The sequence below is a fragment of the Desulfatitalea alkaliphila genome (assembly GCF_022968795.1).
Taxonomy (GTDB): domain Bacteria; phylum Desulfobacterota; class Desulfobacteria; order Desulfobacterales; family Desulfosarcinaceae; genus Desulfatitalea; species Desulfatitalea alkaliphila.
Map to the genome: position 1 here is coordinate 303,150 of NZ_JALJRB010000003.1, position 25,277 is coordinate 328,426.

Sequence of the window (25,277 nt, forward strand, 5' to 3'; positions counted from 1 at the left end):
GGTGTAGGAGCTAACAAGATGCCCAAATTTACGGTTGAGGATCTGAAATCCATCAAAGCCGGGCATGCGGACCGGCTGGCCTTCAAGGACAAAATCTACCTGCTGATCTGCGGCGGAACGGGCTGCCACGCCACCGGCAGCTTGAAGGTCAAGGATGCGCTGCTCAGCGAACTGGCCGCCAAGCAGCTTCAAGACAAGGTGACGGTGGTGGAGACCGGTTGCAACGGTTTTTGCGCCATGGGCCCCCTGATGGTGGTGCACCCCGGGGATGTGTTCTATCAGAAGATCGCCCTTGACGACATTCCGCGCATCGTGCAGGAGCACCTGATCGACGGCAAGATCGTCGAAAAACTGCTTTACAAGGATCCATCCACCAAAAAGCCCATCGCGGTGCAAACCGACATTCCTTTCTTTGCCCACCAGATGCCGCGGGCCTTGCGCAACAAGGGGCTCATCGACCCCGAATCCATCGAAGACTACATCGCCCGCGACGGCTATCTGGGTGCTGCGCGGGCCCTACTGGAAATGAACGCCGAACAGATCGTGCAGGAGATGATCAAATCGGGAATGCGCGGCCGGGGCGGCGCCGGTTTTCCCACGGGGGTCAAGTGGGATTTCGCCCGTAAAAGCGAAGGCGACATCAAGTACGTGCTGTGCAACGCCGACGAAGGCGACCCCGGTGCGTTCATGGACCGCAGCATTCTGGAAGCGGACCCCCACGCCGTGCTGGAAGGCATGATCATCGCGGCCAAGGCCATCGATGCCCGCAAAGGCTACATCTACGCCCGCACCGAATACCCGCTGGCCATCACCCGACTGCAGATCGCCATCGCCCGCGCCAAGGAGAACGGCCTGCTGGGCCAAGACATTCTGGGCTCGGGATTCGACTTCGACATCGAAATCTACCAAGGCGCAGGCGCCTTCGTCTGCGGTGAAGAGACCGCCTTGATGCGCTCCATCGAAGGCCGCCGCGGCATGCCGCGCCCCCGGCCGCCCTTTCCGGCCCACAAGGGGCTTTGGGAAAAGCCGACCATCCTGAACAATGTGGAAACCTTGTGCAATGTGCCCCAGATCATGCTCCACGGCGGCGACTGGTACGCCTCGGTGGGCACCGCCACCAGCAAGGGCACCAAGGTGTTCGCCATGTCCGGGGATGTCAACAACATCGGCCTGGTGGAAGTCCCCATGGGCACGCCGTTGCGCACCTTGATCTACGATATCGGCGGCGGCATTCCCAAGAAACGCAAGTTCAAGGCGGTGCAACTGGGCGGGCCCTCGGGCGGCTGCATTCCCGAACAGCACCTCGACACGCCGGTGGATTACGAGGAGATCAGCAAGGTGGGCGCCATCATGGGCTCGGGCGGCGTCATCGTCATGGACGAGAACACCTGCATGGTGGACATGGCGCGGTTTTTCATGGACTTCATCCAGGAGGAATCCTGCGGCAAGTGCACACCCTGCCGCGAGGGCACGCGACGCCTGCTGCAGTTGCTGGAGAAGATCAGCCAGGGACGCGGTGAGCCGGGCGACATCGAAACCATGGAAGCCCTCTCGCACACCATTCGCGAAACGGCCCTGTGCGGCCTGGGGCAGACCGGTCCCAACCCGGTGCTCTCCACCTTGCGCTATTTCCGCGACGAGTTCGAGGCCCACATCTACGAAAAACGCTGCCCCGCCAAACGGTGTGTGGATCTGCTGGAGTTCGAAATCGATCCCGAACTGTGCACCAAGTGCGGGCTTTGCGCCAAAGCATGTCCGGTGGATGCCATCGTCTGGCAGAAAAAAGAGGTGGCCCGCATCGAAAAAGACAAATGCATTAAATGCCTGACCTGTTACGATAAGTGTAAGTTCGGCGCCATCATGTAAGCGGCGCCGCTGAACCGGGAGAATTCAATATGGGTATTGCGATCCTGCTGATGGGTGGATTGGGGCTGGCGGTCGGCATCGGTCTGGCCATTGCCTCCAAGATTTTCTATGTTTATGTGGATCCCAAGATCCTGGCCGTCGAGGCGGCGCTGCCCGGCGCCAACTGCGGCGGCTGCGGCTATCCGGGATGCTCCTCAAACGCCGAGGCCGTGGTGGCCGGCAAAGCGGCGCCCAACTCATGCGTGGCGGCCGGCCCCGAAGTGGCGGAAGCCATCGCCGCCATCCTGGGGGTGAGCGTCGAAGCCAAGGAACCGGACATCGCCCGGCCCGGCTGTACCTACGGCGTGGCCGACGCCGATACCAAGTTTCTCTATGACGGCCTGAACGACTGCCGGGCCGCCGCCCTGCTCAATGGCGGGATGAAGGTGTGCACCATCGGTTGCCTGGGACTGGGCACTTGCGCCCGCGCCTGTCCCTTCGACGCCATCACCATGGGCCCCGAAGGGTTGCCGGTGGTCGATGAAGTGCGCTGCACCGGATGCGGCACCTGCGAACGGGTCTGCCCGAAAAACATCATCACCCTCTCGTCGGTCACCCGCCGGATTCTCAAGGAGTACACCACGGAAGAGTGCACCACCCCCTGCCAGCGGGCCTGCCCTGCCGGCATCAACATCTGTGGTTACATCGGCGCCGTGGCCGAAGGCGACCATGACCGCGCCGTGCAGATCATCAAAGAGCGCAACCCGTTTCCCACCGTCATCGGCCGCATCTGCCCGCGTCCCTGTGAAAACGAGTGCCGCCGGCAATACGTGGACGAACCGGTGGCCATCAATTTCCTCAAGCGCTGCGCCGCCGACCATGAAATGGAAGGCGGGCGCCACATCCAACCCTACAAGGCGCCGGACACAGGCCGCCGGGTGGCCGTCATCGGCGGCGGCGTGCAAGGTATGTCGGCCGCTTTTTTCGCCGCCCGTTTGGGACACGACACCACGGTCTATGAAGCCGGCGAACAACTGGGCGGCCTGCTTCGCAGCGCCATCGCTCGGCAACGCCTGCCCATGTCCGTTCTGGATTGGGATATCGAGGGCATTCTGGACATGGGGGTCAAGACCCACACCGGTCGGCAGCTCGGCGACGATCCGACCATCCCCGATCTTTTGGCCGAGGGATACCAGGCGGTCCTGCTTGCCGTGGGCGGTTGGGACAGTCGCCTGACCCGCACCCAAGGCCGGGGCGAGGCCAGCCCCGCGCCGGGATGCCGGCTGCTCATCGATGTGGCCAAGGCCGGTGACGGCGCCGGCTATCCCCCGATCCAATTGGACGGCCACATCGTCATCGTCGGCAACGCCCACTTGCAACCGGCGTTGATTGAGCGCTGCAAGGCCCTGGGGGCCTCCCGCATCACCTTGATCAGCCGCGAGGCTGATCTGTCTGCCATCGACCCGGAACAAGTCGACATTCGTATCAATGTGGGTCTCAGCAAGCTCACGGGAAGGGGCGACAACCTGGAGGCGGTGGAACTGACGGACCTGGACAGCGGCACGCGCGAAACCATCGATGCGCGCCACGTGGTGTTCGCCGCCGGACGGATCCCCGAACTGATCTACACGCCGGTCCCCGACACGGCCGACGCAACCGCTTCAACGGAGCCGGTGGACGGTGGCGGCGCGATTGCCTGGGAAGCCTTTCCGCCCTACAAACAGCCGGCCTTTCACCATGAGATCGGTGTGATGGCGCCGGGCGATGCCCTCACCGACTTCTCGGCCGCAATCAAGGCCATCGCCGCCGGAAGAAGGGCGGCGGCATCGATTCACCGACGCCTCTATGACATGCCCCTGGACCTGCCCGAGCACGTAGTGGCCCCGGACACCCCGGTGCAGAATGTCCACTCCGTGGAACATGTGCCGGTCCGCCTGCGCCGGATCATGCCCCTGGCGGACGCGGACCAGATGGCACGAGGCGCCGAACTGGAACAGGGATACACACCGGAAATGGCCAAGGCGGAGGCGGATCGTTGCCTGCAATGCGGCCTGATCTGTTACCTGCGGGAGAAGTCGCCGGCTCCCCAACAAATCGCCGCCGGCCAGTGAGGTTGCCGCCCTTCACGCCAGGTGCCGCGGCCTGAGCGTCGGCGGATACCAACAGCGCCGCCGAGGAATGCCCCATGGCCATCGAACAAGGCATCGTCATCCGACAGGGGGACCGCCCCACCACCGTCTGGGTGCAAACCGTGCGCTCCAGCGCCTGTGAATCGTGTGCCTCACGGGACAGTTGTCGCACCGCCGAAACCGGCGAAAACCAGGAGGTCGAAGTGTTCAACACCGCCGGCGCACGCGTCGGTGACCGCATCCAGCTGATGATCCGAACAGGGTCCTTGCTTAAAGCCACCTTTCTGCTGTATATTTTCCCCATCTTGGGCATGCTGGGCGGCGCGGTAGTCGCCCAAACGATCACCGATGGATTGCGGTTGTGCAATTCGTCGGTGGCCGCGGCCATCGGCGCTTTGGCGGGATTGGTCGCAGCGCTCGCGTACGTGCGTATACGCGGCCAACGCCTTGGCAACGAATCGGCCTACCGGCCCCATATTGTTCGCATTCTCGGCCGTGCACCCCTCGATGCCCATGACGCCTCACCGACCGTTCATTGCCAGATCGGCAATGCCGGTCCATCACATGGGAAATGATGGCATGATCGAAAAAGTTTTCATCACCAGCAACAACACAGCCACGTTTGTGTGCCCCCAATGCGGCAACGTCACTACGGCCAACGTGGCCAAGTTCGCCGCCACCGACAAACGGATCACAGTCAAGGCCCGTTGCAGTTGCGGTCACCATTTCACCGTCTCCCTGGAGAAACGGCGTCAATATCGCAAATCCACCGACCTGCCCGGTAACTACTACCATCTGCGCGGCAACGGCGACGAAGACAAAGGCATCATGCGGGTGGTGGACATTTCCAGCACGGGTCTCAAACTCAAGCTCAACGTGGCACGGCCGTTCGACATCGGGGACCGATTGCGGGTCGAATTTCACCTGGACGACAAACGGCGTACCTTCCTCGAGAAAAAGGTCATCGTGCGCAATGTCAAGCAGAACCTGGTCGGCACCGCCTTCGCCCCCGGTGAGGCGGAGGATCCAAGCCTGGGGTTCTACCTGATGTCCTGAACCGGCCGCCCACCGGACAATTGAGAATGACCTTCTGCAAACAATGCGAACGCGATCACCATGTGGGGGTGATTTCCACCCGGTTGGCCGGCACAGACGGCGTATCGCTGGAGGCCGAAAAATGGGTACGCCACTTTGAATCGCACCAATTGCCCTGCTTCTATTTTGCAGGTGAACTGGATCGCGACCCCGGCCGCAGTTGGCAAGTCGATGAAGCCCACTTCCAGCACCCGGACATCAAGGCCATCCACGGCGCATGCTTCGGCACCAATCAACGGTCACGGGAGATCACTCGCCGCATCCACAGCATCAAACGCCATCTGAAGGACCAGCTCTATCGCTTCATCGACCATTTCGCCATCGACGTGCTGGTGACGCAAAACTGCTTGACGATCCCCTTGAACCTTCCCCTGGGGATTGCCCTTGCCGAACTGATCGCCGAAACGGGCATCAAAACCATCGCCCATCACCACGACTTTCATTGGGAACGGCAACATTTCATGCGCAATGCGGTGGGGGAGTACCTCACCATGGCCTTCCCCCCCAACCTGCCGTCCATTCAACATGTGGTGATCAACTCGGTGGCGGCCACCCAATTGAGCCTACGGACCGGCATTTCATCGGTCACCATCCCCAATGTGATGGATTTCGAACATCCACCGGCCCCCCCGGACGATTATGCCGCCGATGTGCCGCAAGCCCTGGGACTCAATCGACATGAACTGTTGATCCTGCAGCCGACACGGGTTGTCAAACGCAAAGGCATCGAACACGCCATCGAGTTCGTGCGCCGCATGGGAACGAGTGCCAAGCTGGTCATCTCCCACGCTTCCGGGGATGAAGGTTTCGACTACGAACGCCGTGTCTGGGAGTATTCACGCATCATGGGGGTGGACACCCTCTTTGTCTCCGATATCATCAGCGACAAACGTGGCCGCACGCCGGATGGGCGCAAGATTTACACCCTGGACGACATCTATCCCCATGCCGATCTGGTCACCTACCCTTCCAACTTCGAAGGTTTCGGCAATGCCTTCCTGGAGGCCGTCTATTACAACAAGCCCATTCTGGTGAACAACTACTCCATCTACGCCACCGATATCCGCCCCAAGGGTTTTTCCGTCATCGAAATCGACGGCTATGTCAACCGGCCGGCGCTCCTGCTGGCCAAGAAAGTACTGCGCGAAGAAGCCTTCCGCGAAGAGATGACAATGCGTAACTATGCTTTAGGCAAACGTTATTTTTCTTACAAAGTACTGCGCGGCAAGCTGGACACACTGCTCGGCGACTGCCTGCCCTGCCGGTTCGCCAACGGCTGACCCCATGCCAAGGAGATGACCATGGAACCTTCCTTTCAAGAGTGGCTCTGGTCCCAAAAGGGACACCGCTGCGTGGACAAATTGCAGAAAAACGGTTTTGATGCCCACTGGGTGCCCGATCTGGAAGCCGCGCGGACCCTGATCCTGCCCTTGATCGCCGATTGCGCCAGTTTCGGTTTCGGCGGTTCGGAAACCGTGCGCCGCCTCGGCCTGGTGGAACAGCTCAAGGCCGAAGGCAAAACCGTTTTCGACCACTGGCAACAGGACCTTGCAGCCGAACAAAGCCTGGCCATTCGCCGATCCCAGCTGCATTGCGACTGCTTTTTCTGCAGCGCCAACGCCATCTCCCTCAGCGGGGAAATCGTCAACGTGGACGGCGTGGGCAACCGCACCAGTGCCATGGGATTCGGCCCCGGCAAGGTTGTCATCGTCGCCGGCATGAACAAGGTGACCGCCGACCTGGACAGCGCCCTGCGCAGGGTGCGCGAAGAGGCCGGCCCCATGCGCGCCAAGAGCCTCAACATGCCCACACCCTGCGCGGAAACCGGCATCTGCACCGACTGCCACGTTCCCCAACGCATCTGTCGGATCACCACCATATTGCACCGGCAACCGATGCTCACCCCAACCACCGTCGTGTTGATCAACCAAGCACTGGGGTATTGATCCCGGTGCCACGGCCAATCACCAGGAGTTTGCCAACCCATGCCTTCTCATCCCAAATTGTACGCTCCCGCTGCCCTCTTTGCCCTGCTCCTGTTGTTGCACGGCTTCTTTCCGGCCACCGCGGCGTTGGCCCAATCCGATAGCGCCGCACCCCTGGCAAAGGTCAATGAAGCGGTCGTCACGGAGCAAATGTTGACGCAGGAACTCCATCTGCTGCAACTGGAAATGGCTCAGCGCCAAGCATCATTGGGCACCGGCGCCCTCCGTGAACTGCGACGCACCGTGCTCCAAGACTTAATCGACCGGGAGTTGCTCCGACAAGAAGCACAAGCCCGCAACATCGTAGTTCGACAACAGTGGGTACAAGACGCATTGATGGAACTGCAGCAACGCATGGGCGGGCAGCAATCCTTTGCGAGTGCACTGGCGGCGGCCGATATCACCCGCCGCCAAATGACGGAACGGCTGCAACAAGCGGTGGCCGTGCGACTACTGCTGCAACAGGAACCCCTGAAGGGGGTCCGGGTGAGTGAAACCGAAATACGCGCCTACTATGACGACCACCAGGAGCGGTTCGGCGGTGCCGACACCTACCGTCTGCGGCATCTGATGGTGGCCCTTTCCGGTACGGCGGATGATGCGCGCGATGCGGCCGCGTTGCAGCATATCGAACAGTTGGCGGCGCGGATCGACAGCGGCACACCGCTGGCCGTCCTGGCGCTCGACCATTCCGACTGCCCCAGCCGTGGGCGAGGCGGTGATCTGGGGTATCTGACAGCCGATCAAATGCCCACCGCCTTTGCCCGCGCCATTGCCGATTTGCCGCCGGGACAGATCAGCGCACCGCTGCGCACCGACGAGGGATACCACCTCATCGAGTTGATCGACCGCCGCGTCGCCAGGCCCATCCCTTACCATCAGGTGCGGGCCAAAATAGAGCGGACGCTGCGGATAAAAAAAGAGCACGACGCCGTACAAGCCTACCTTACGCGCATCAAACAACAAGCCGAGGTGCTCCAATAGCAAGTACTTCCTGCTCACACCTCTTATGGAAATCGAAATAAAAATCGGGATCGGGATCGAAATCGAAACCTGTTACGCCGTGTCAACAAGCCATTATTTTTACTTGACCTGTTCGCGCACCTTCGCTTATGCTGTTTTGTAGTCCAAAATTACGGGGATCGTTTTGTTTTGTTTAGAAAAAAACACAGCTGTTACATTTTGCATGCCATCGGGTGGAAGCATCGTCAACGCGAAAACGAACGTATCAGGACAGGAGGACAGCGCTTTGGCAAATGGTACCGTAAAATGGTTCAATAACAAGAAGGGGTACGGCTTCATCAACGAAGAGAACGGTCGCGACATCTTTGTCCATTTCTCATCCATCCAGATGGATGGATACAAAACCTTGAACGAAGGAGAACCGGTGGATTTTGAAGTGGAAGAAAGCGACCGGGGTCCCGAAGCCAAGAACGTCCGTCGCGGATAGGGCGCGCACAGGGGCATCACGACCCACAGCGGCCGGATGCCTTTTCCCGCCGTCCACCCGGCACCTTCAAGCCGCGGCCCCAAGCCGGGATGGGCCGCCCGGGCAACGCCATCCAGCGAACGGGCGTGCACATCGCACCGCCGCCCAGCGTAGATTCCGGATAGCATTACGAGGGGCAAGGCGGCTATGAAATGATTTGCGTCGAGACCGCCCCTCGGGCGATCGGCAGGCAGATGCATACACGGGTGCCCTGGCCGCACGCCGAATCCATCTCCATCCATCCCCCATGGTGCTTGACCACCCCCTGGGCGGCCGCCATTCCCAATCCGCGCCCCACCGCCTTGGTACTGAAAAAAGGCTCGCAAACGCGCTGCAAGGTCTCCGCATCCATACCGACACCGTTGTCCTTGACCTGGATGCAAACCATCTCGCAGCCATCGGTGTTGCGCCGCTGCACCTTCTCCTTCGATGTCGCCCGCCACCCAATGACTTCAATTTCACCGCTGCCTTCCAGCGCTTCATCGGCATTGCCGACCACGGCCAGCAGCACCATCTGCATCTGGGTGACATCAACACGCACCAGCAGTTTTTCATCCTCCGGCAGCTCGATCCGCAAGCGAGTGGTCGGCTTGAGGATGCGGCGAATGGCGGAAGCAACGTCCTGAATCAGCTTGCGCACCGGCACCACCGACGGCTGGGCCATGCCGCCCTGGGCATAGGCCAGCATCTGGTTGGTCAGCCCGCTCATGCGCTGGGCGATGGGCCGCAGTCGCTCGATGTGCTTCATCAATTCCGGCACCTGGCCACCGACCATCTCCAGCAGATCCAGGTTTCCTATCAATCCGGTCAAGGCATTGTTGTATTGATGGGCGATGCCGCCGGCCAGTACGGCGATGGCTTCCGCTTTCTGACGCTGCATCAACTGCTTTTCATAGCCGATGACGGTGGCGGTTTTCTCTTCGACCATTCTTTCCAATCGCAGTTTCTCGTCCCCCAGCATGCCGTAAAGTTCCAGGCTCTCAAGCGCGTTGGCCGCATTGCGTAACACAATGGAAAGAATTTCCAGGGACGCCTCGGGCAGGTGGCGCAAATCGACAGGAAAGATGCCCACCAGCAGGCCGCGAATTCGGTTGTAGGTGGCCAGCACATGCAGCAGGATCTGACGGCTGCCGTCCCGGGAGTAGATGGTGATGCCCCGCCGCTCCCGCAGCGCCCAGGCGACAAACCCGTTATCGATGAGGAATTCCATTTCGTCGGCCACCACCGCCTTGTGGTGCTTGGGCCAACCTGCAACATATTGCAGGTCGGAAGTATGCTCGTCCACCAGATAGATGGCGGCGGCTTCGAAGCGCACCAGGGACCGAACGCGCTTGATGGTTTTGCCCAGCACATTGGCCGGTGTGCAGCGGGTGTCGATCTCCTTTTGGTAATCGCCGCAGGAGAGCGCCATTTCAATGGCATTGCGGATGAAGCGCCGACTCACCTCATGCCCTTCGCCCACATGGGCGGACTCTTGTTCACTGAAAGCAATCCGGTCCGGCATGGTTTCGGTTCCCCTCACACAATGGCGATGTCCAGCGCCCGCATTTGATGCAGGGCTTGCCGGATCACCAGATTCACGTTGGGTGCCGGTACGTTTAGCTTGCCCCAGGCCGTTTCGTCGAAGACGGGAATGGCGCGCTCGCCGCTGGTACCGAACCCCAACCCGTTGGCGATCAAATCGGCCATCTGCACGATGGCCGCCTTGGTGACGTCCCGGGCCGTCGACGGCTTGTGGTGGCAGGTGATGGTATTGGTCAAAACCGCCGGAATCTGCCAATGTTGCAGTAGTTGTTGGGCCAGCTGGGTGTGATTCATCCCCAGGAGCGCCTTTTCGCTCTGGTAAACCGAACCGTCCGTGGCGGTGGCGTGGCCCCGGGCAACGGCCATGGCCGCGGGGTAATATTTGTACAACACCAGCTTGCCGATATCGTGCAACAGGCCCGCCACCGAGACCTGTTCCGTTTCGGCCAGGTTTATTTGCGCGGCGATCATGCGGGCGATGAGACCACACGCCAAGCTGTGACGGATGAAGGCGTGCATGTCGATGATGTCGGCAGGGATGTCTTTGAACGCGCGCATCACGCAAATGCCCAATGCCAGGTTGCTGATCTCCTTGGTGCCGATGATGGTGACCGCCCGGGTGATGCGGTCGATACGGGAAGGAAAACCGTAGTAGGCTGAATTGACGATCCGCAGCAACAGCGCCGCCAGGGTGGGACTCTTGTGCACCACCCTGGCAACATCGTTGGATGTGGCGAAAGGATCCGCGATCACACCGTTCAACTCGCTGATGATGGTCGGGGCATCGGGCAGTTTCAACCGGCGGTCGGCGATGCGCCGGCGAATTGCCGCAACGTCGATGTCCGTCTCAATCCCTTCCCCGACCGCGAACCCGCCAGCAGCCGGACGCGCAGCGCCATCTTTACATCGCTGGGCCACGGACGCCTCATACACGATGCGGAGGGCCTTGTGGTCGGCATTCACGAACTTGAACAGTGCGTCGACCGTTTGACGCGCATCGGCTAGGCGGCCGGGATCGTTCCAATCCGGCGCGTCGATGGCCTCCTTCGACGCACCCACCACATTCACCGTGCACACGCCCCAGATCTTCAAGATGCGCAGATGCTTCTCGTTGATCGTCTGCCCCCGGGAAAGCAGCAGACGGCTGTGAATGTCCCGCACATCCTCACTGAGCACCATTCCCTGGCGCAAATCGTCTACGGCAACACATCCCATGCCATGGCCCCCTCAACCAACAGATCGGCATCCCGCACAACGGGCACGGTGATGCCCGGTACGCTGCCGAATACATTATTGGCTTCAGAGGGTGAAAACTTTAGATGGAATTACGGCCTCGCGCAGCATCAGGTGCCGGCCACCTCGTGAATAACAGTGCGCAAGACGGCCATCTGGTTGATGCTGGTGGCTTGGAACTTGACCCCGATCCCTGCGGGATCCCTGCGGACGATGAAGCCTCCGATGCGACACCCCTTGTTCAGGCTTTGACTGAAAAAAGCGATGTGCACTTCATGTCCCACGGTAAAAGGGCCCTTGGTCTCCAAAAAGACACCGCTGAGACTGATATTGGTGATCACACCCTGGTGAGACCAATCGCTGTAAACAAACTCCACCGGTAATGCGCAGGCAAAACGCTTGTAGCGCCGCCGCTCGTCGAGCTTGGGCACCTGCTCGTCCTTGATCCGGCCGCTTTCCAGCAAAAGGCTCATCAAAGGTGAATGGATGGCCTTTTCCCGGCACGGGGTCTGGTAATCAATGGTCAGCAGGGGGTTATCCATGGCGAAAACGGCAAAGGCAGCCTCTTTGCCATTCAGTGTGTCCAGTTGCGCATCGATCATCTCGCCCGACACAAAATAGAGATGGCCGCAGCGTCCGCCGGACAACACCTTGACGGTGCAAGTTTTACCGTCCAGTTCGATCATTTGCAGAAAGGCTTCAATGCTGATGCCCCGCACCTGGCCGCCGGTGTCGTACCCGAACTCCGACAGCAGCCGTTCCAGTAGCAACCCGATATCCACCGGCACCTCGAATTGCATCTTGTACTCGAAGGCTTTGAGCAAGCCGGCGACATGGGACTTGCGGTCGGCCATGGCCAGCAGACGGGTATCCGCGCATTGGCGCAAGCGAACGTCCAACAGATCGACCTCTTTGGGTGTCACCTGCCGTCCGGCAAGCACCAAGTCGACCTTGATGCGTTCCATCAGGTCAATGGCCTCCACCACCGAAGCCGCGGTCAGCACCTTGAAAAAATCCCCCGGGCCGTTGAGCAGCCGAATCACGTTTTCCCGCACATGGGGCTTTTCTTCGATGTACAAAATTGTTTTCACGGCGTAGGTCACCCGGCGTGGAGGATCTCCTGGATCGTTTCGGAAAGCTTGCTCAGCGCAAAGGGTTTCTGCAGAAAGCCGTCACACCCTTTATCCATAATCTCGCGGGCGGTGTCGTTCATGCTGTAGCCGCTGCAGAGCAAAGTTTTCATGGCAGGGTTGAGGGACTTGAGGCGCACGAACAGCTCGCCGCCACTCATACCCGGCATGATCATGTCGATAATGGCCAGATCGATGGTCGCCGCTCGATCGGCAAACCGCGCCAGGGCCTCATCGCCGCTGGCGGCATTGACCACGTCATAGCCCAACCCTTGCAGCAACTGCGTGCTCGTTTCCAGCACCATGGGCTCATCGTCGACCAGTAAAATGGTCCCCTTGCCCTTGCACACGGGATCCTCTTGGAGGGGTTGCGATTCCGCCGCTTCATCAAAGCACGGCAAATAGATTTCGAAGGTGGTGCCCACCCCCTTACTGGACCGCACATCGATGAACCCTTTGTGGGCCTTGACGATACCGTAGCAAGAGGCCAAGCCCAGGCCGGTGCCTTTGCCTTTCTTGGTGGTGAAAAAAGGCTCGAAGATGTTGTCCAGGTGCTCGGGAGCGATGCCGCTGCCGCTGTCGCTGAAGGCCACCACCGCGTGGTCGCCCGGCGTCACCATGAAAGGGCGGCCCCGCAGCTGGGCCGGTGTCGCCTTGCGGGTGCGGATGGTCAGGCCACCGCCATCGGGCATGGCATCGATGGCATTGACGTACATGTTCCAGAACACCTGTTCGATCTGATTGCGATCCACCCGCACCGCGCCCACATCGGGCGCCAGGTCCAGATGGACCTCGATCTCCTTGCGGGTGGCGCCGAACAGCTCGGAAGATTCCTGGATCAACGCATTCAGGCTGGTCGGTTTCACCTCGTAGTTGCCACCGCGGGCGTAACTGAGCAATTGCCGGTTCATTTTGGCCGCATTGGCGACGATCTGTTCGATTTTCATCGCCCTTTCGACCAATTTGTCCGGATGCTGCGCCTCCATGCGGACTAAGGTGATATTGCCTAGTATCCCGGCCAGCCAGTTGTTGAAGTTGTGCGCGATGCCGCCGGCCAGGGTGCCGATGGATTCCATTTTCTGGGCGTGCAGCAACCGGTTTTCCAACTCCTTGCGCTCCGACTCCATCTTCAGCCGATCGGTGGCATCCCGCAGGAACCCGCGGTACCCCAGGGGATGCCCATTGGTATCGACCATCAGAGAGGCCGACAGGTCCACGGGCAGCGGAACTTTGCGGTCGCCCCGGAGCTCCAGGTGGGCGAAGCGAACCGGCTCGCCGGTATCGCGCATTTGCGCAATAAGCCCCTCCAACTGCCGAGACACGGTTGCACCGAACAGTTCGCGGAAATCGCTGCCGATCAACGTCTCCTGGGATCGTCCCGCCAACTCGCCGAAAGCGTGGTTGCTCAAGATGATTTTGAAATCCGGATCGATCTCGAAAAAGCCCTCCTGAATGCTTTCCAGGGTTTGGCGATAGCGGCTTTCGCTTTCCTGCAGCTTCTGGAAGGAGCGGGCATTGCTGATACTGATGGCGATCTGGGATGCGATACCCTCGAGCAAGTTGATATCGCTCTTTTTCAATGGTGTCTTGGTGGCCACGTTGTCCACCGCCAAGATACCCAGGGGACGCTCCTTGTAGAGAATGGGGATGCACAACAACGAGCGTACATTGAACTTTTTGACCATTTCGCGACTGCGTGGCGAAAGGGCGTCGGCCATCTTGTTGGCATCGGTGATGGTCAGGTGGCGACGGTCCAAAAAGCTTCTGACGAAAAACCCCTTTGAATCCGGTTTGTCCAACTGGAAAGCCGCCTGCCGCAAATAGTTGCGCTCGATCTCGGAATAGCCGTACCCGGCGGCATAAACCAACTCTGTGCCCTTATCGTTGGCCAGCATGATCAACCCTCGATCGAAGGCGAGCCGTTGTTCCATCAAGGCCGCCAACTGGCGCATCAAGGCTTCGGTATCGAAGATGGCGGCGGTGGCCCGGCCGATCTCCTGCACCAACAGGGAGTTGTCATAACTGACGTGGGCGGAGCGAATACGGGCTTCGGCGGATACGCTGCCGACCTCGATGATCTTTTCCATCTCCCGCATCTTCAGGTGCGCATAGGCGATACCCAAGCCGCCGTTGATAACGATCAGGGCAACCAACAACGGCAGAAAAAAACCGGTACCGGTCAGGAAATAGGTCAGCGGCGCAACCAGCAAAGAGCCTAGCAAGGTGTAGTTGCGCACCAGGCGAACGGCTTGGGACGGCGGTGTCTCCCAGGATACGATGTAGCGGCAGGCCCCATCCCCTTTGTGGTAGCATTCCGGGTGCTCGATACGGCCGTGTTGGTTGGTGAAAAGCTTGGGCAGTGCCTCGATGGTCCCCAGGCGATTTTCGCACTGGTACGGCTTTTCGGCCACATCGGGCTTGGGTGTGGAGATGATCTCCACCTTGCCCGGCCCGAGTCGCCGGGACTCCACCGTGGCGCCCCGGGTAAACATCGGAAAGTACTTGGCGATGGCCAGCATGGCGGTTTCGGTGTTGAGCAGCCCAATCACATATTGATTGATCTGGGCCAAACCCGCCGAGGAGGCACTGAATCGGCCGGCATTGCGGGCGATGGCTTCGTCGCCGGTCTTCTCGGCGACAATCTCGTAAAAGCGGTCCGCCTGGTGTTGGGTGAACCAGTGGGCCGTATCGGCCACCTCCGCGGTGGTCATACCGGCGTGCTCAAGGATCTCCTGCAGATTGACATTGGGGTGGGCCACCCGCAGATAGTCAAAATAAATCTCAAAAATCCGGCTGCTGTAAAGAGGTGTGTCTTCAGTCATTTTCCCGTCGCAACGCGAGTAACAGCACGGTATGAGCAAGTACAACGGATCTGTTTGAAGCAGTGGCCAAGGTCACTTCAGAAGTTGGCCAAGCCCCTAAAAAAATAGTAATACCAATTTACTAAGGGAAAATCCATCAAAAACTGCCGCTTGCCATCCGGACCGTAGCCCCAAACACAAACCGATACATGGCAACCTTCGCAACCAGGGATTAAGGGCTCGCGAAAAAATAACTTCCCATTTTATGCATCCCTGCTTCAGGTCGTCTTGGCCCGATCAGCGGATTCATAATCCTCGGAATAGCTCGCGATGCCTCCGGTTTTGCATCCGCTGATCAAACCAATCCGACCCAAATCCAGGCGCCTAAAATGGGAAGTTATTTTTTCGCGAACCCTAAACAGCCGCCGGCGCCATGCTGTATTATTCTCCGATGATTTTGACCAACACCCGTTTGCGGCGCCGGCCGTCGAACTCGCCGTAAAATATCTGCTCCCAAGTACCAAAATCCAATTTGCCTTTTGTTATCGCCACCACCACCTCACGGCCCATGATTTGCCGTTTGAGGTGGGCGTCGGCATTGTCTTCGCCCACATTGTGGCGATATTGGGCAACCGGGGCGTGGGGGGCCAGCTTTTCCAGCCATTGCTCATAGTCGTGATGCAAACCGCTCTCGTCGTCGTTGATGAACACGCTGGCGGTGATGTGCATGGCGTTGACCAGCATCAATCCTTCCTGAACACCGCTTTCGGCCAAAAACTCCTCCACCTGGGGCGTTATGTTGATAAAAGCCCGGCGGGTGGGCACTTCGAACCACAGCTCCTTGCGAAAGCTCTTCATCTGCAACTCCTCGTAAAACTTCCTCTGGTTTGTCTACAGCACCGGTTGCATGCTGCCTTATCGTGTGCGCTTTTGGGGGCGCGCTGTCTATAGGGCCTTAATCAATTGATTGGCCGCCACCAGCAACGGATCCCATGTGGGCCCGAAGGGCGGGGCGTAAGCCAGATCGGTCTGGCCGAAATGTTCCACGGTCATCCGCGCATGCAGGGCCACGGCGGCCGCATTGATCCGCTGGGCCACCCCTTCCCGGCCCACCATCTGGGCGCCTAATAAACGACCACTCTTTTTGTCACCCACGAGGTGCACATGGATCGTCGAAGCCCCCGGATGGCCATGGGCCCGGGAGCTGGTGTGGATGGTGACCTCGGCCGGCTCGAAACCGGCATCGGCCGCCTCGGCGGCGGTCAGGCCCGTGCGGGCGACGGCCAGGTCGAACACCTTGAAAACCGCACTGCCCACCACGCCCTGAAGATCCACCGGTTTGCCGCACACATCGTCGGCCGCGGCCCAGCCGGCCCGATTGGCCCGCAGGGCCAGCGGAATCCATGCCCGTTGGCCGGTGACAACGTGGAATGCGTCGGCGCAGTCGCCCGCTGCCCGTATGGCGGGATCCGAAGTGCGGGTGCGACCGTCTATGGCAATGGAACGGGAGGGGCCGAGGACCAGACCGGCTTTTGCCGCCAGGTCGCTGTTGGGTCTGACGCCCGTGGCCACCAGCACCAGGTCGGCCGCCAAGGTCTCCCCGCCCTGCGCCGTGACCCGGAGCCGATCATTTTGCGCGTTGATGCCTTCCAGTTGAAATTGGGTACGGACGGCGACCGCATTGTGGGTCAAGCACTCCTGCACCGCCGCGGCCAAGTCCGGCGCCAGCCAGGGCAGCAGACCGGGTCGCGGTTTGACCATGGTCACCTCGATATCCAAAGCCCGCAACGCTTCGGCCATCTCCATGCCGATGTACCCCATGCCAACGATCACCGCGGCCCGCACCGAACGGGACGCCAGCCAGGATTTGATGCGCCGGCCGTCCTCCAAGCGCTTGAGCGTCAACACCCCCGGCAGATCGAAGCCCGGCTGCTCAGGGGAGACCGGCGTCGCCCCGGTGGCGATGAGCAATGCATCGTAGGAGATTTCAAAACTTCCCCGCGGTCCCTCGCCGACCACCTTGCGCCCTTGACGGTCGATGCCCGTCGCCCGGTGCCGGGTGAGCAGCGCGATATCCATCTTCTTGCGAAACACATCCGCTTGCCGTACCACCAAATCGTCGATCGCCCGCCGGGGATCGGAAATATTGTACGGCATGCCTCAGGCGCTGTAGGAAACATCCTCGCCCTGTTCCAACACCGTGATCTCCATCTCCGGCGCGCTGCGCCGCGCCCGGCTGGCGGCGCTCATCCCGGCGGCATCACCGCCAATAACGACAAATCGCATCTGGGCCTCCCTTTTGCGCAACATATGTGAATGAAAGAAAATCCCGCGACACCAACACGCGTCTATGAACTATTCATAGGTATCGTGGGAAAGGGAGCACGTCAACACATTGCCGCCGTGCGATTCAAATCGAACAGGGGATATGATATGGATGTTGGTTCGATGAAGTCGCCATGAGACGACCGGCAGCGCAGCGGGCCGGCGCACTGAACAGAACACCGATGGAAAAACGAACGACGACAGAATCCACCGCCGCGGCGGTATCGCAACAGATGGCCGCGGTCCAACGCCTGCTGCCCGAGGCTTTGCCGGCGGACCGCATAGCGGCCCGCCATGCACTAGGGCGCCTGCGCCGGGCCAAGGAGCCCCCCCAGCGCAGCATCGCCCGGCTGCAAGGTTTGGCGGACCGCCTGAAGCGCTCGGCAGCCGTGCGTCGTCAGCGGCGCGACCAACGCCTGCGGCTGACCGTGGACCCCCAACTGCCCATCAGCGCCATGCAGACAGCCTTGATCGAGGCGATCCAGGCCCACCCGGTGGTGATCGTGGCCGGTGAAACCGGATCGGGCAAGACCACCCAGCTGCCCAAGCTGTGCCTGGCGGCGGGCCGCGGCGTGGACGGCCTGGTGGGCGTGACCCAGCCGCGGCGCATCGCCGCCCTGACCGTGGGCCGGCGCATGGCCGAGGAGTTGGGCCAACCGGTGGGGCAGACGGTGGGGGTCAAGATCCGCTTCCAGGAAACCGCCGGCGACCAGACGCGCATCAAGGTGATGACCGACGGCATCCTGCTGGCCGAGGCCCAGTCGGACCGTTTCCTCAACCAGTACGACACCCTCATCGTGGACGAGGCCCACGAACGCAGCCTGAACATCGACTTCATCCTTGGGCTGCTCAAGCAGTTGTCGGCCAAACGGCGCGATTTGAAGCTGATCATCACCTCGGCCACCATCGACACGGAGAAGTTCTCCCAAGCCTTTGACGGCGCGCCGGTGATCCAGGTATCGGGCCGCATGTACCCCGTGGAGACCCGCTTCGTCGATCCCTTGGAAGGCAACGGCGAGGAGGCGGGATACGTGGAGGCGGCCGTGGCCGCCCTGGATCGTTTGCAGCAGGAGCGGCGCCGGGGGGACGTGCTGATCTTCATGCCCACCGAGGCCGATATCCGCGACACCTGCGAAATGCTGCGGGGCCGGGACTATCCCGGCACCGAAGTGATCCCGCTGTTCGCCCGGCTCTCCGCCGCCGACCAACAGCGGGTGTTTCAACCGGCCCGCGGCCGCAAGATCGTGGTGGCCACCAACGTGGCCGAAACCTCCATCACCATACCCGGCATCCACTACGTGATCGACACCGGCCTGGCCCGCATCAGCCAGTACACCCCGCGCTCGCGCACCAACACCTTGCCGGTGGTGCCCATCTCCCAAAGCAGCGCCGACCAGCGCCAGGGCCGCTGCGGCCGCGTGGCCGACGGCATCTGCATCCGGCTCTACAGCGAAGCGGACTACCTGCAGCGCACGCGCTTCACTCCGCCGGAAATCCTGCGCGCCAACCTGGCCGAGGTGATCCTGCGCATGACCGCCCTCAAGCTGGGCGATGTGGCCGCTTTCCCCTTCATCGATCCACCGGCCCCCAGAAGCATCCAGGACGGCTACAGCCTGCTGCTGGAGCTGGGCGCCATCGCCCAATCGGCCAAGGGCGGCGAAGGGTGCCGGCGCTACACGCTGACGGCCAAGGGGCGCGTGATGGCGCGGCTGCCCCTGGACCCCCGCCTGGCCTGCATGCTGTTGGAAGCCCACCAAAGGAGCTGTCTGCCCGAGGTGGCGGTGATCGCCGCCGCCCTGAGCATCCAGGATCCCCGTGAGCGGCCGGCGGAAAAGCAGGCCCAGGCCGACCAAGCCCACGCCCGCTTCGCCGACCCCGCCTCGGACTTCATCACCCTGCTCAACCTGTGGCACCAATACGGCGCCATCGTTGCCCGGCGCACCAGCTGGCAGACGGTCAAGCAGTACTGCCGGGAACATTTTATCTCCTTCCGCCGCATGCGCGAGTGGCGCGACGTGCATCAGCAGATCGTCGCCGAACTGGCCGAGCACGGCATCGCGGATGATCGCCCCGCCGCACCGCCGCCCGAACCGGGAGACATGGGCCACAGCGCCTACGCCGCCATTCACCAGTCTGTCCTGAGCGGGTTTCTCTCCAACATCGGCCTGAAGAAGGAGAAGCAGATTTTTCAGGCAGCGCACGGACGGCAGGCCATGGTGTTCCCCGGATCCGGCGTGTTCAAGAATCCCGGCCAGTGGATTGTGGCCGCCGAGATGGTGGAGACTTCCCGACTTTTCGCCCGCTGCGTGGGCAACATCGACCCGGCCTGGATCGAGCCCGTGGGCCGCGAACAGTGCAAGTACACCTACCTTGACCCCCGCTGGGAGCGGCGCCGGGAAGCGGTGATGGCCACCGAGCAGGTCAGTCTCTACGGTCTGATCGTGGATCGGCGACCCAAGCCTTACGGGCCGGTGGACCCGGAAGAAGCAACCGAAATTTTCATCCGCCAGGCCCTGGTCCTGGGCGACCTGCGCAAGCCCCTGCCCTTCATGCAACACAACCAGCAACTGATCTCCGACATCGAGGCCATGCAGGATCGTTTGCGGCGCAAGGACCTGCTGGTGGACGAGCAGGTGCTGCTGCACCTATACCGGGAGCGGCTGGGACAGGTGTACGATCTGCGCGGTTTGAAGAAAAGGATCGACCAGGCCGGCGAAGACCAATTTTTGCGCTTTCGCCGCGAAGAGCTGCTCTACACCGCCCCGGAAGCCGACCAGTTGGCCCGCTTCCCCGAACAGGTGGCAGCCGGCGACCTGGCCCTGGCTTTGCAATACCGTTTCGCGCCGGGCGAGGAAAACGACGGCGTCACCCTGCAGGTGCCTGAGACCGCCGCCGGCGCCGTGGCCGATGAAACGGTCCAGTGGCTGGTGCCCGGCCTGTTGGGCGAGAAGATCGCCGCCCTGATCAAAGCCTTGCCCAAGGAACATCGGCGCAAACTGGTGCCCATCAACGAAACGGTACAAACCATCGTCGAACATATGCCAGCCGACCCGCGCACCCGCCTGCCCGCGGCCCTGAGCCGCTTCATCCGCGGCCGGTGGGGCGTGACGATTCCCGAAACGACCTGGAACGAGGCGCAACTGCCCGATCACTTGCGCATGCGCATCGCCGTCACCGATCCCCGGGGCCGCGTCTTACGTGCCGGACGGGACACCGGCGTGCTCAAGAGCGCCGGCACCGATGCGGCCCCGAGCGAAAATTTCGCGGCGGCCCGGCGGGCCTGGGAACGCGGGCCCATAACAGCCTGGGACTTCGGTGACCTGCCGGAAACGGTGCCCCTGCCCGCCGGCCGGAGGGGGCAGCACATCGGCCATCCCTGTCTGGAAGCCCGAGGCAAGGAGATCTATTTGACCGTCCATGCCGACCGCCGGCAGGCCCGGCACATTCACCGACAGGGTGTCAAGGCACTGCTGGCGGACCGCTTCAAAGGAGAACTTAAATTTCTACGCAAAAACCTGGCCCTGCCCTACGAAAGCCACGTCCTGTGCCGTTACCTGGGCGGCCGGGCGGTGCTGGAAGAGCAACTGCTGCACAAGGTGCTCGATGAACAATTGGCCCGCGACATCCGCAAGGCCGCCGACTTCGACAAGATGGCGGCCGCCTTGGCCGAGACCGGTATGGCGGCCTGGGGCCGGACCAAGCGGGACCACCTGCTGGCCATTCTGCAAGCCTACCACGAGCTGCGCATGCGCCTGGCCGATTTGGACAAGACCCACCTGCGCAACGCCGCCGTGCACGCCTTCCTCGATGACCTGCGACAACGGTTGACCACCCTGGTGCCCGAGAACCTGCTGACGCTCTACGACGACGAACGCCTCGCCCAACTGCCGCGCTACATCCGGGCCCTTGCCATCCGGGCCGACCGGGGGGTCCTGGACCTGGAAAAAGACCAAACCAAGGCGCGGCAGGTGGCGCCCTTCGCAGACCGCCTGCAGACCCTGATCGCCGATCTCAGCCCCCACAGCAGCAACGCCAAACGCCAAGCGGTGGAGGATTTCGTCTGGCTGTTGGAAGAGTTCCGCATCGCCGTCTTCGCTCCGGAAATTAAAACCGCCCAGCCCGTTTCGGCCAAACGGCTGGAGAAACAGCTGCGGGAAATCGAGCAGATGGTGTAGGTGTGAAAATGAACTTTCTCAGTTCACCCGTCCACCTCGACGGGTGCTTTGCGACGCACATAGAGCGTCTTGGCGATCCTGGCCACCACTTCCCCGGCCTCGTCCCGCACCAACACCAGCAGATCGGGCAAATACTTCTCCCCGTCCGCCGTGCGGGCCTTGATGGTGTCGATGGTCGACCGTTCCACTTGAAAGTCGGCCGTCACCGTCCCCTTGCCCGGCTTGACGAACTTGATGTGGGCCGCCTTGTCCCAAACCACATAGTCCTCGCCCAGGATCCGGATCAGCATCAGCATGTAGAACGGATCGACCATGGCATAGAGCGACCCGCCGAAATGGGTGCCCACAATGTTGCGGTTGTACCAGTGCATCTTCATTCGCACGGACAGCCGGTGAAAATCGGGGGCCACCGACGTGATGGTGATGCCGGTGGCCCAATAAGGCGGGTAAAAGTTGAGCAACCACTTGAAGAGACGATGGTTCATGGAGGGTTCCGTTGTGGCGAAAGGGCGCGCAGCGAAGGTCAGCGCGGCTGCCGCCCGCTTTCCCGGCGCTCGAGCAACTCCGTGCTCTCGAGCAGAATGCCGTTGGACAGGCAGATCACATTTTCGCTGACGCTGTTGCGAAAGCGGGTGATGGTGGATCGATCAATCACCCAGACAATATCGCCATCCTTCTTGGCGATCTTGTAGCACCCTTCCCAATTACGATTTTCCAACAGCCCCGCGGCGCGCTTCTCCTGCGCTTCGGATATGCCGCTGACCTGTTCCTCCACCGTGCTCGACTCGCGAAAGAAGCTGATGATGTTCCCTCGCACGATGTTGATGAAACCGACTTGCAAAAGCTCGGCCGGGGTGTATCCGGCCAGCGCCTCGATTTTCGGGCTCATGTAGGCGTGGACGATGGCGTTGCTGCCCTCTTCCCATACGGCCAGGTAAGGCACCATGGGCATGTCGTTGACCATCTCGTCGAAAATGAGCACCGCGATCCGCTCGCGGATCTCCTGCTCGACCTCCGCATCCAGCGGCATCTTCAATGCCGTCATGCTGTCGCTGACGGCTTGCTGCAACAACGCCGCCAGATCCTGCCGAATGGTCTGCGCCTTCTCGAAAATCGCGTCCTCGTGCATAGGTGCCCCCTTTGCGGTTTTTCGTCACTTCTAATCGCTTTCCCAAGAATTGTCAATTGATATCAGGATGTTTCAACTACCCCAGGGTGCCTTAAATCCGTAACGCAGCCTTGACCGAAACCGATCCTCGCCCTTTTCCACCCTACCTTTTGCGGTCGGACGCAGCCCGATCCACTGAACCTTCCCGAAGCGCCATCCCCATACCGGCACACCTCCGTCCTTGACAAGCCATCCCCCCATTGGTCATACTCCGCGCCGAAAAAGATACGGGCTTCTACTTATCGTTCATCGCATTATTCATTTCATTCAGGATTTCCGGTTGTCCGGCGTTCCTTGGCGCCTTTCCGGGCGCCTTGCCAAAAAAGGACACCATGAAAAAATCGATTGTTGTGGTACTGATCCTTGCAGCGGCCTACCTTGCGGCCACCGGCCTGACCGGCCTCTCTTTCGGCCGGCACATCGAAGCGCTCACCCACCGATTGGCGACGGAAGAGAATATTCAAATCCAGCGCCTGACCTATGACCGCGGGTTTTTCGGCGGGAAGCTGCACTATGAAATCGCCTTCCGGCCCGCCGCCGCGGAGTGGCTGGCGCCCCTGCTGCAAGACCCCGCCCCGCTTCTTGAAGCGACCGCCGCCGGCGATGCCGAAACCCCGACTGCCTGGATCCACCTTGCCGGCACGGCCGATGTCCGGCACGGACCCTTACCGGGCGGCACCGCCATCGCAATGGGCCGCATCACCGCCGACCTGCCGCTGCCGGAGCAACTCAGCGCCCCCCTGCCGGCCCTGCCCTCCCATCAGCCGGTCCTCGAAAGCACCACGACCGTCGGTTTCAACGGCACCACCCGTACCACTTTCAAAGGCATGCCCTATGCCGGCCCCATCCACATCCCCCAAGGCGAAGCCACCGACCCGCAACTCAACCTGGAACTGCAAGACTGGAGCGGCGCCATCACCATCAATGCCCGTCGCGATCGGCTGGGCATCAACGTTCAAATCGGCCACCTCGCCCTGACCCTGACCGAAAACGGCGCACCGGCGACCCTCGGCCTGTCGGGTCTGCACCTCGAAGCGCTCAACACCAAACGCCACGACCGCTTCTGGACCGGCGACGGCCGATGCACCATGGAGGAGCTCTTTTTCCGCGACCAAAAGGCGCAGGAAAGCATCAAGGCGCTGGCGGTCGCCACCGACCACACCTTCAATGAAACTCGTTTCGACAACACGTTGACCATCAGCACCGGCCCGATCACCACCAAGGACCTGGAATTGGGCGGATTTCAGTGCGGCCTGACCATTGCGGATGTGGATGTAGGTGCCTACGAAACCCTTCTGCGCCTGCTTCAGGTAAAACAATGGGTGGATCACGCAACCCCGGGCGACGAAGCGCTCTCTGCGGCGGCCATCGAATCCATCCAACAGCTTTTCGCCGCGGGCCTCACCCTCACCATCGACCCCTTGCGCTTTGATGTGGTATCGCAAGCCGAATGACCGGGGGGCTCTTTCTAAACTATCCCCCATCCCCCAACTTCGAGCTGTCGTCCCCCGAAACCCTGCTGCAAGAGAGCCAACTCATGGGCACTCTCTCGGCCACCCATCCCGCCCTACGTAAAATCACCACGTTCCATGCGCGCCGCCTGTCCAGTCGCCAGGAAATAGAACATGGCATCCCCATGTCCGCCATCGAAATCGAACAATCCACGGAGGACACCTTCTCCCAAATGATGATCGCATTCCACTTCATCCCCTTCTTCGCGGTGACCGAAGAGACCGTCGAAAGCCATTTCGAAATTAAAGAAGGCGCCATCTACGTCGATGGAGAAATACTGTTCCATTTGCGGGACCTGTTGACGCTCATCTGAACGAACCAAGCTTCACCGCAGGCGCTACGGACAACCGAAAGGGAAAGGTCACATGCATGCCGGTTCAAATGACACCCCATTTTAGAAAGGTTGAATTTGCATAGACAATACCCCAAGAGGCAACGTATCGGTTTGTTTTACTGAAGTTCGACAGTTGATTTTTCGATTTCGTGTTATTTCAAGTGGATAAAAGACGCAAAAATGCTCATGGCACTACCTTTTGAGCTTTCCGGCGCGGTTCAGACTTCCTGTATGGTCGGCGGCATGGCAACCCCGACGGCCTGGAAAATCTTGCCGCAGACGCCTTTGCTTTGGCTCCTGACACATAGACGCCGTCCATTTTCAACGATGGTCACCCGTTGCAAGGCTTTAAGGTCCTGCTTGATCTCGGCCCACTCGAAGTGGTGGCCGGCCTCCGTCAACCGGCGGTCCAGTTCCTTTCGAAGCACCAACGCCAAGAAGCTGCAAAACACGTGGCCCCGGATCCCCCTGTGTCAGGATCGTTGCATCTCTTTTGTGGAAAATCGGCCGGGTGTCCAGCAGCGATTTACCG

Annotated in this window: 20 protein-coding genes and 1 pseudogene; 11 read left to right on the forward strand and 10 right to left on the reverse strand. The window is 60.8% G+C overall.

Annotated features, from left to right (window positions below):
- Nucleotides 1-18 precede the first annotated feature (18 nt).
- The 8 genes from nuoF to MRX98_RS04970 all read left to right on the forward strand — a co-directional run bounded on the left by nuoF (nt 19) and on the right by MRX98_RS04970 (nt 8,504).
- Nucleotides 19-1,866 (forward strand): NADH-quinone oxidoreductase subunit NuoF, encoded by a 1,848-nt coding sequence (gene nuoF, locus MRX98_RS04935; RefSeq protein ID WP_246903541.1) that lies wholly within the window; start codon nt 19-21, stop codon nt 1,864-1,866.
- A 29-nt stretch (nt 1,867-1,895) separates the two neighbouring features.
- The gene (locus tag MRX98_RS04940) at nt 1,896-3,956 is read left to right on the forward strand and encodes a (Fe-S)-binding protein (RefSeq protein WP_246903543.1); all 2,061 of its coding nucleotides are present in this window, start codon (nt 1,896-1,898) and stop codon (nt 3,954-3,956) included.
- Between the two features lie 74 nt (nt 3,957-4,030).
- Nucleotides 4,031-4,549, forward strand: coding sequence for a SoxR reducing system RseC family protein (locus MRX98_RS04945; RefSeq protein ID WP_246903546.1), 519 nt, complete (start codon nt 4,031-4,033; stop codon nt 4,547-4,549).
- A 4-nt stretch (nt 4,550-4,553) separates the two neighbouring features.
- Nucleotides 4,554-5,030: a PilZ domain-containing protein gene (locus MRX98_RS04950; protein WP_246903550.1), complete on the forward strand. Its 477-nt coding sequence runs from the start codon at nt 4,554-4,556 to the stop codon at nt 5,028-5,030.
- Nucleotides 5,031-5,056: 26 nt separating this feature from the next.
- The gene (locus MRX98_RS04955; RefSeq protein WP_246903552.1) at nt 5,057-6,349 is read left to right on the forward strand and encodes a glycosyltransferase family 4 protein; all 1,293 of its coding nucleotides are present in this window, start codon (nt 5,057-5,059) and stop codon (nt 6,347-6,349) included.
- Nucleotides 6,350-6,370: 21 nt separating this feature from the next.
- Nucleotides 6,371-7,015, forward strand: coding sequence for a lactate utilization protein (locus MRX98_RS04960; protein ID WP_246903554.1), 645 nt, complete (start codon nt 6,371-6,373; stop codon nt 7,013-7,015).
- Between the two features lie 39 nt (nt 7,016-7,054).
- Nucleotides 7,055-8,038, forward strand: coding sequence for a peptidylprolyl isomerase (locus MRX98_RS04965; protein ID WP_246903556.1), 984 nt, complete (start codon nt 7,055-7,057; stop codon nt 8,036-8,038).
- A 265-nt stretch (nt 8,039-8,303) separates the two neighbouring features.
- Entirely contained in the window at nt 8,304-8,504 is a 201-nt protein-coding gene (locus MRX98_RS04970) for a cold-shock protein (RefSeq protein ID WP_246903558.1), read from the forward strand.
- A gap of 184 nt (nt 8,505-8,688) precedes the next feature.
- Here the strand turns inward: MRX98_RS04970 and MRX98_RS04975 are convergent, their stop codons facing one another.
- The 7 genes from MRX98_RS04975 to MRX98_RS21980 form a co-directional block, all read right to left on the reverse strand.
- Nucleotides 8,689-10,047 (reverse strand): sensor histidine kinase, encoded by a 1,359-nt coding sequence (locus MRX98_RS04975; protein ID WP_246903561.1) that lies wholly within the window; start codon nt 10,045-10,047, stop codon nt 8,689-8,691.
- 14 nt (nt 10,048-10,061) lie between these two features.
- Nucleotides 10,062-11,282 carry an HDOD domain-containing protein gene (locus tag MRX98_RS04980; protein WP_246903565.1) on the reverse strand — a complete coding sequence of 407 codons (1,221 nt, stop codon included), beginning with the start codon at nt 11,280-11,282 and terminating at the stop codon, nt 10,062-10,064.
- A 128-nt stretch (nt 11,283-11,410) separates the two neighbouring features.
- The gene (locus tag MRX98_RS04985; protein WP_246903567.1) at nt 11,411-12,391 is read right to left on the reverse strand and encodes a PilZ domain-containing protein; all 981 of its coding nucleotides are present in this window, start codon (nt 12,389-12,391) and stop codon (nt 11,411-11,413) included.
- An 8-nt stretch (nt 12,392-12,399) separates the two neighbouring features.
- On the reverse strand, nt 12,400-15,252 hold the full coding sequence (locus MRX98_RS04990) for a response regulator (RefSeq protein WP_246903570.1): 2,853 nt from the start codon (nt 15,250-15,252) through the stop codon (nt 12,400-12,402).
- Between the two features lie 420 nt (nt 15,253-15,672).
- Nucleotides 15,673-16,089: a secondary thiamine-phosphate synthase enzyme YjbQ gene (locus MRX98_RS04995; protein ID WP_246903572.1), complete on the reverse strand. Its 417-nt coding sequence runs from the start codon at nt 16,087-16,089 to the stop codon at nt 15,673-15,675.
- Nucleotides 16,090-16,176: 87 nt separating this feature from the next.
- The gene (locus tag MRX98_RS05000; protein ID WP_281432193.1) at nt 16,177-17,388 is read right to left on the reverse strand and encodes an FAD-dependent oxidoreductase; all 1,212 of its coding nucleotides are present in this window, start codon (nt 17,386-17,388) and stop codon (nt 16,177-16,179) included.
- 3 nt (nt 17,389-17,391) lie between these two features.
- Nucleotides 17,392-17,517, reverse strand: coding sequence for an NAD(P)-binding protein (locus MRX98_RS21980; protein WP_281432194.1), 126 nt, complete (start codon nt 17,515-17,517; stop codon nt 17,392-17,394).
- Nucleotides 17,518-17,690: 173 nt separating this feature from the next.
- Here MRX98_RS21980 and hrpA point away from each other — a divergent pair, with 173 nt between their 5' ends.
- A complete protein-coding gene (hrpA, locus tag MRX98_RS05005) occupies nt 17,691-21,731 on the forward strand; it encodes an ATP-dependent RNA helicase HrpA (protein ID WP_246903574.1) in 4,041 nt (1,346 codons plus the stop codon).
- Between the two features lie 23 nt (nt 21,732-21,754).
- On the opposite strand, the gene MRX98_RS05010 is transcribed toward hrpA, so the two are convergent.
- Nucleotides 21,755-22,216 (reverse strand): DUF4442 domain-containing protein, encoded by a 462-nt coding sequence (locus MRX98_RS05010; protein WP_246903575.1) that lies wholly within the window; start codon nt 22,214-22,216, stop codon nt 21,755-21,757.
- 38 nt (nt 22,217-22,254) lie between these two features.
- The gene (locus MRX98_RS05015; RefSeq protein WP_246903577.1) at nt 22,255-22,860 is read right to left on the reverse strand and encodes a PAS domain-containing protein; all 606 of its coding nucleotides are present in this window, start codon (nt 22,858-22,860) and stop codon (nt 22,255-22,257) included.
- 371 nt (nt 22,861-23,231) lie between these two features.
- Between MRX98_RS05015 and MRX98_RS05020 the strand changes: the two genes are divergently transcribed.
- Nucleotides 23,232-24,353, forward strand: a complete 1,122-nt coding sequence (locus MRX98_RS05020) for a DUF945 family protein (RefSeq protein WP_246903579.1) — start codon at nt 23,232-23,234, stop codon at nt 24,351-24,353.
- Nucleotides 24,350-24,724, forward strand: a complete 375-nt coding sequence (locus tag MRX98_RS05025) for a hypothetical protein (RefSeq protein WP_246903580.1) — start codon at nt 24,350-24,352, stop codon at nt 24,722-24,724. Before MRX98_RS05020 ends, MRX98_RS05025 begins: the two co-directional genes overlap by 4 nt.
- A gap of 239 nt (nt 24,725-24,963) precedes the next feature.
- Here MRX98_RS05025 and MRX98_RS05030 read toward each other — a convergent pair.
- A pseudogene (locus MRX98_RS05030) lies at nt 24,964-25,277 on the reverse strand (IS1634 family transposase); the annotation flags it as partial.

Bases quoted from the DNA above. Each gene is read 5' to 3' on its own strand.
- MRX98_RS05015 (WP_246903577.1), bottom strand. From the start codon at position 22,860: ATGCACGAGGACGCGATTTTCGAGAAGGCGCAGACCATTCGGCAGGAT.
- MRX98_RS05025 (WP_246903580.1), top strand. From the start codon at position 24,350: ATGACCGGGGGGCTCTTTCTAAACTATCCCCCATCCCCCAACTTCGAG.
- MRX98_RS04965 (WP_246903556.1), top strand. From the start codon at position 7,055: ATGCCTTCTCATCCCAAATTGTACGCTCCCGCTGCCCTCTTTGCCCTG.
- MRX98_RS04950 (WP_246903550.1), top strand. From the start codon at position 4,554: ATGATCGAAAAAGTTTTCATCACCAGCAACAACACAGCCACGTTTGTG.
- MRX98_RS05010 (WP_246903575.1), bottom strand. From the start codon at position 22,216: ATGAACCATCGTCTCTTCAAGTGGTTGCTCAACTTTTACCCGCCTTAT.
- MRX98_RS04995 (WP_246903572.1), bottom strand. From the start codon at position 16,089: ATGAAGAGCTTTCGCAAGGAGCTGTGGTTCGAAGTGCCCACCCGCCGG.
- MRX98_RS04945 (WP_246903546.1), top strand. From the start codon at position 4,031: ATGGCCATCGAACAAGGCATCGTCATCCGACAGGGGGACCGCCCCACC.
- MRX98_RS04955 (WP_246903552.1), top strand. From the start codon at position 5,057: ATGACCTTCTGCAAACAATGCGAACGCGATCACCATGTGGGGGTGATT.
- MRX98_RS04960 (WP_246903554.1), top strand. From the start codon at position 6,371: ATGGAACCTTCCTTTCAAGAGTGGCTCTGGTCCCAAAAGGGACACCGC.
- MRX98_RS04940 (WP_246903543.1), top strand. From the start codon at position 1,896: ATGGGTATTGCGATCCTGCTGATGGGTGGATTGGGGCTGGCGGTCGGC.
- MRX98_RS04975 (WP_246903561.1), bottom strand. From the start codon at position 10,047: ATGCCGGACCGGATTGCTTTCAGTGAACAAGAGTCCGCCCATGTGGGC.
- MRX98_RS04990 (WP_246903570.1), bottom strand. From the start codon at position 15,252: ATGACTGAAGACACACCTCTTTACAGCAGCCGGATTTTTGAGATTTAT.
- MRX98_RS05000 (WP_281432193.1), bottom strand. From the start codon at position 17,388: ATGCCGTACAATATTTCCGATCCCCGGCGGGCGATCGACGATTTGGTG.
- MRX98_RS21980 (WP_281432194.1), bottom strand. From the start codon at position 17,517: ATGCGATTTGTCGTTATTGGCGGTGATGCCGCCGGGATGAGCGCCGCC.
- hrpA (WP_246903574.1), top strand. From the start codon at position 17,691: ATGAGACGACCGGCAGCGCAGCGGGCCGGCGCACTGAACAGAACACCG.
- MRX98_RS04980 (WP_246903565.1), bottom strand. From the start codon at position 11,282: ATGGGATGTGTTGCCGTAGACGATTTGCGCCAGGGAATGGTGCTCAGT.
- MRX98_RS05020 (WP_246903579.1), top strand. From the start codon at position 23,232: ATGAAAAAATCGATTGTTGTGGTACTGATCCTTGCAGCGGCCTACCTT.
- nuoF (WP_246903541.1), top strand. From the start codon at position 19: ATGCCCAAATTTACGGTTGAGGATCTGAAATCCATCAAAGCCGGGCAT.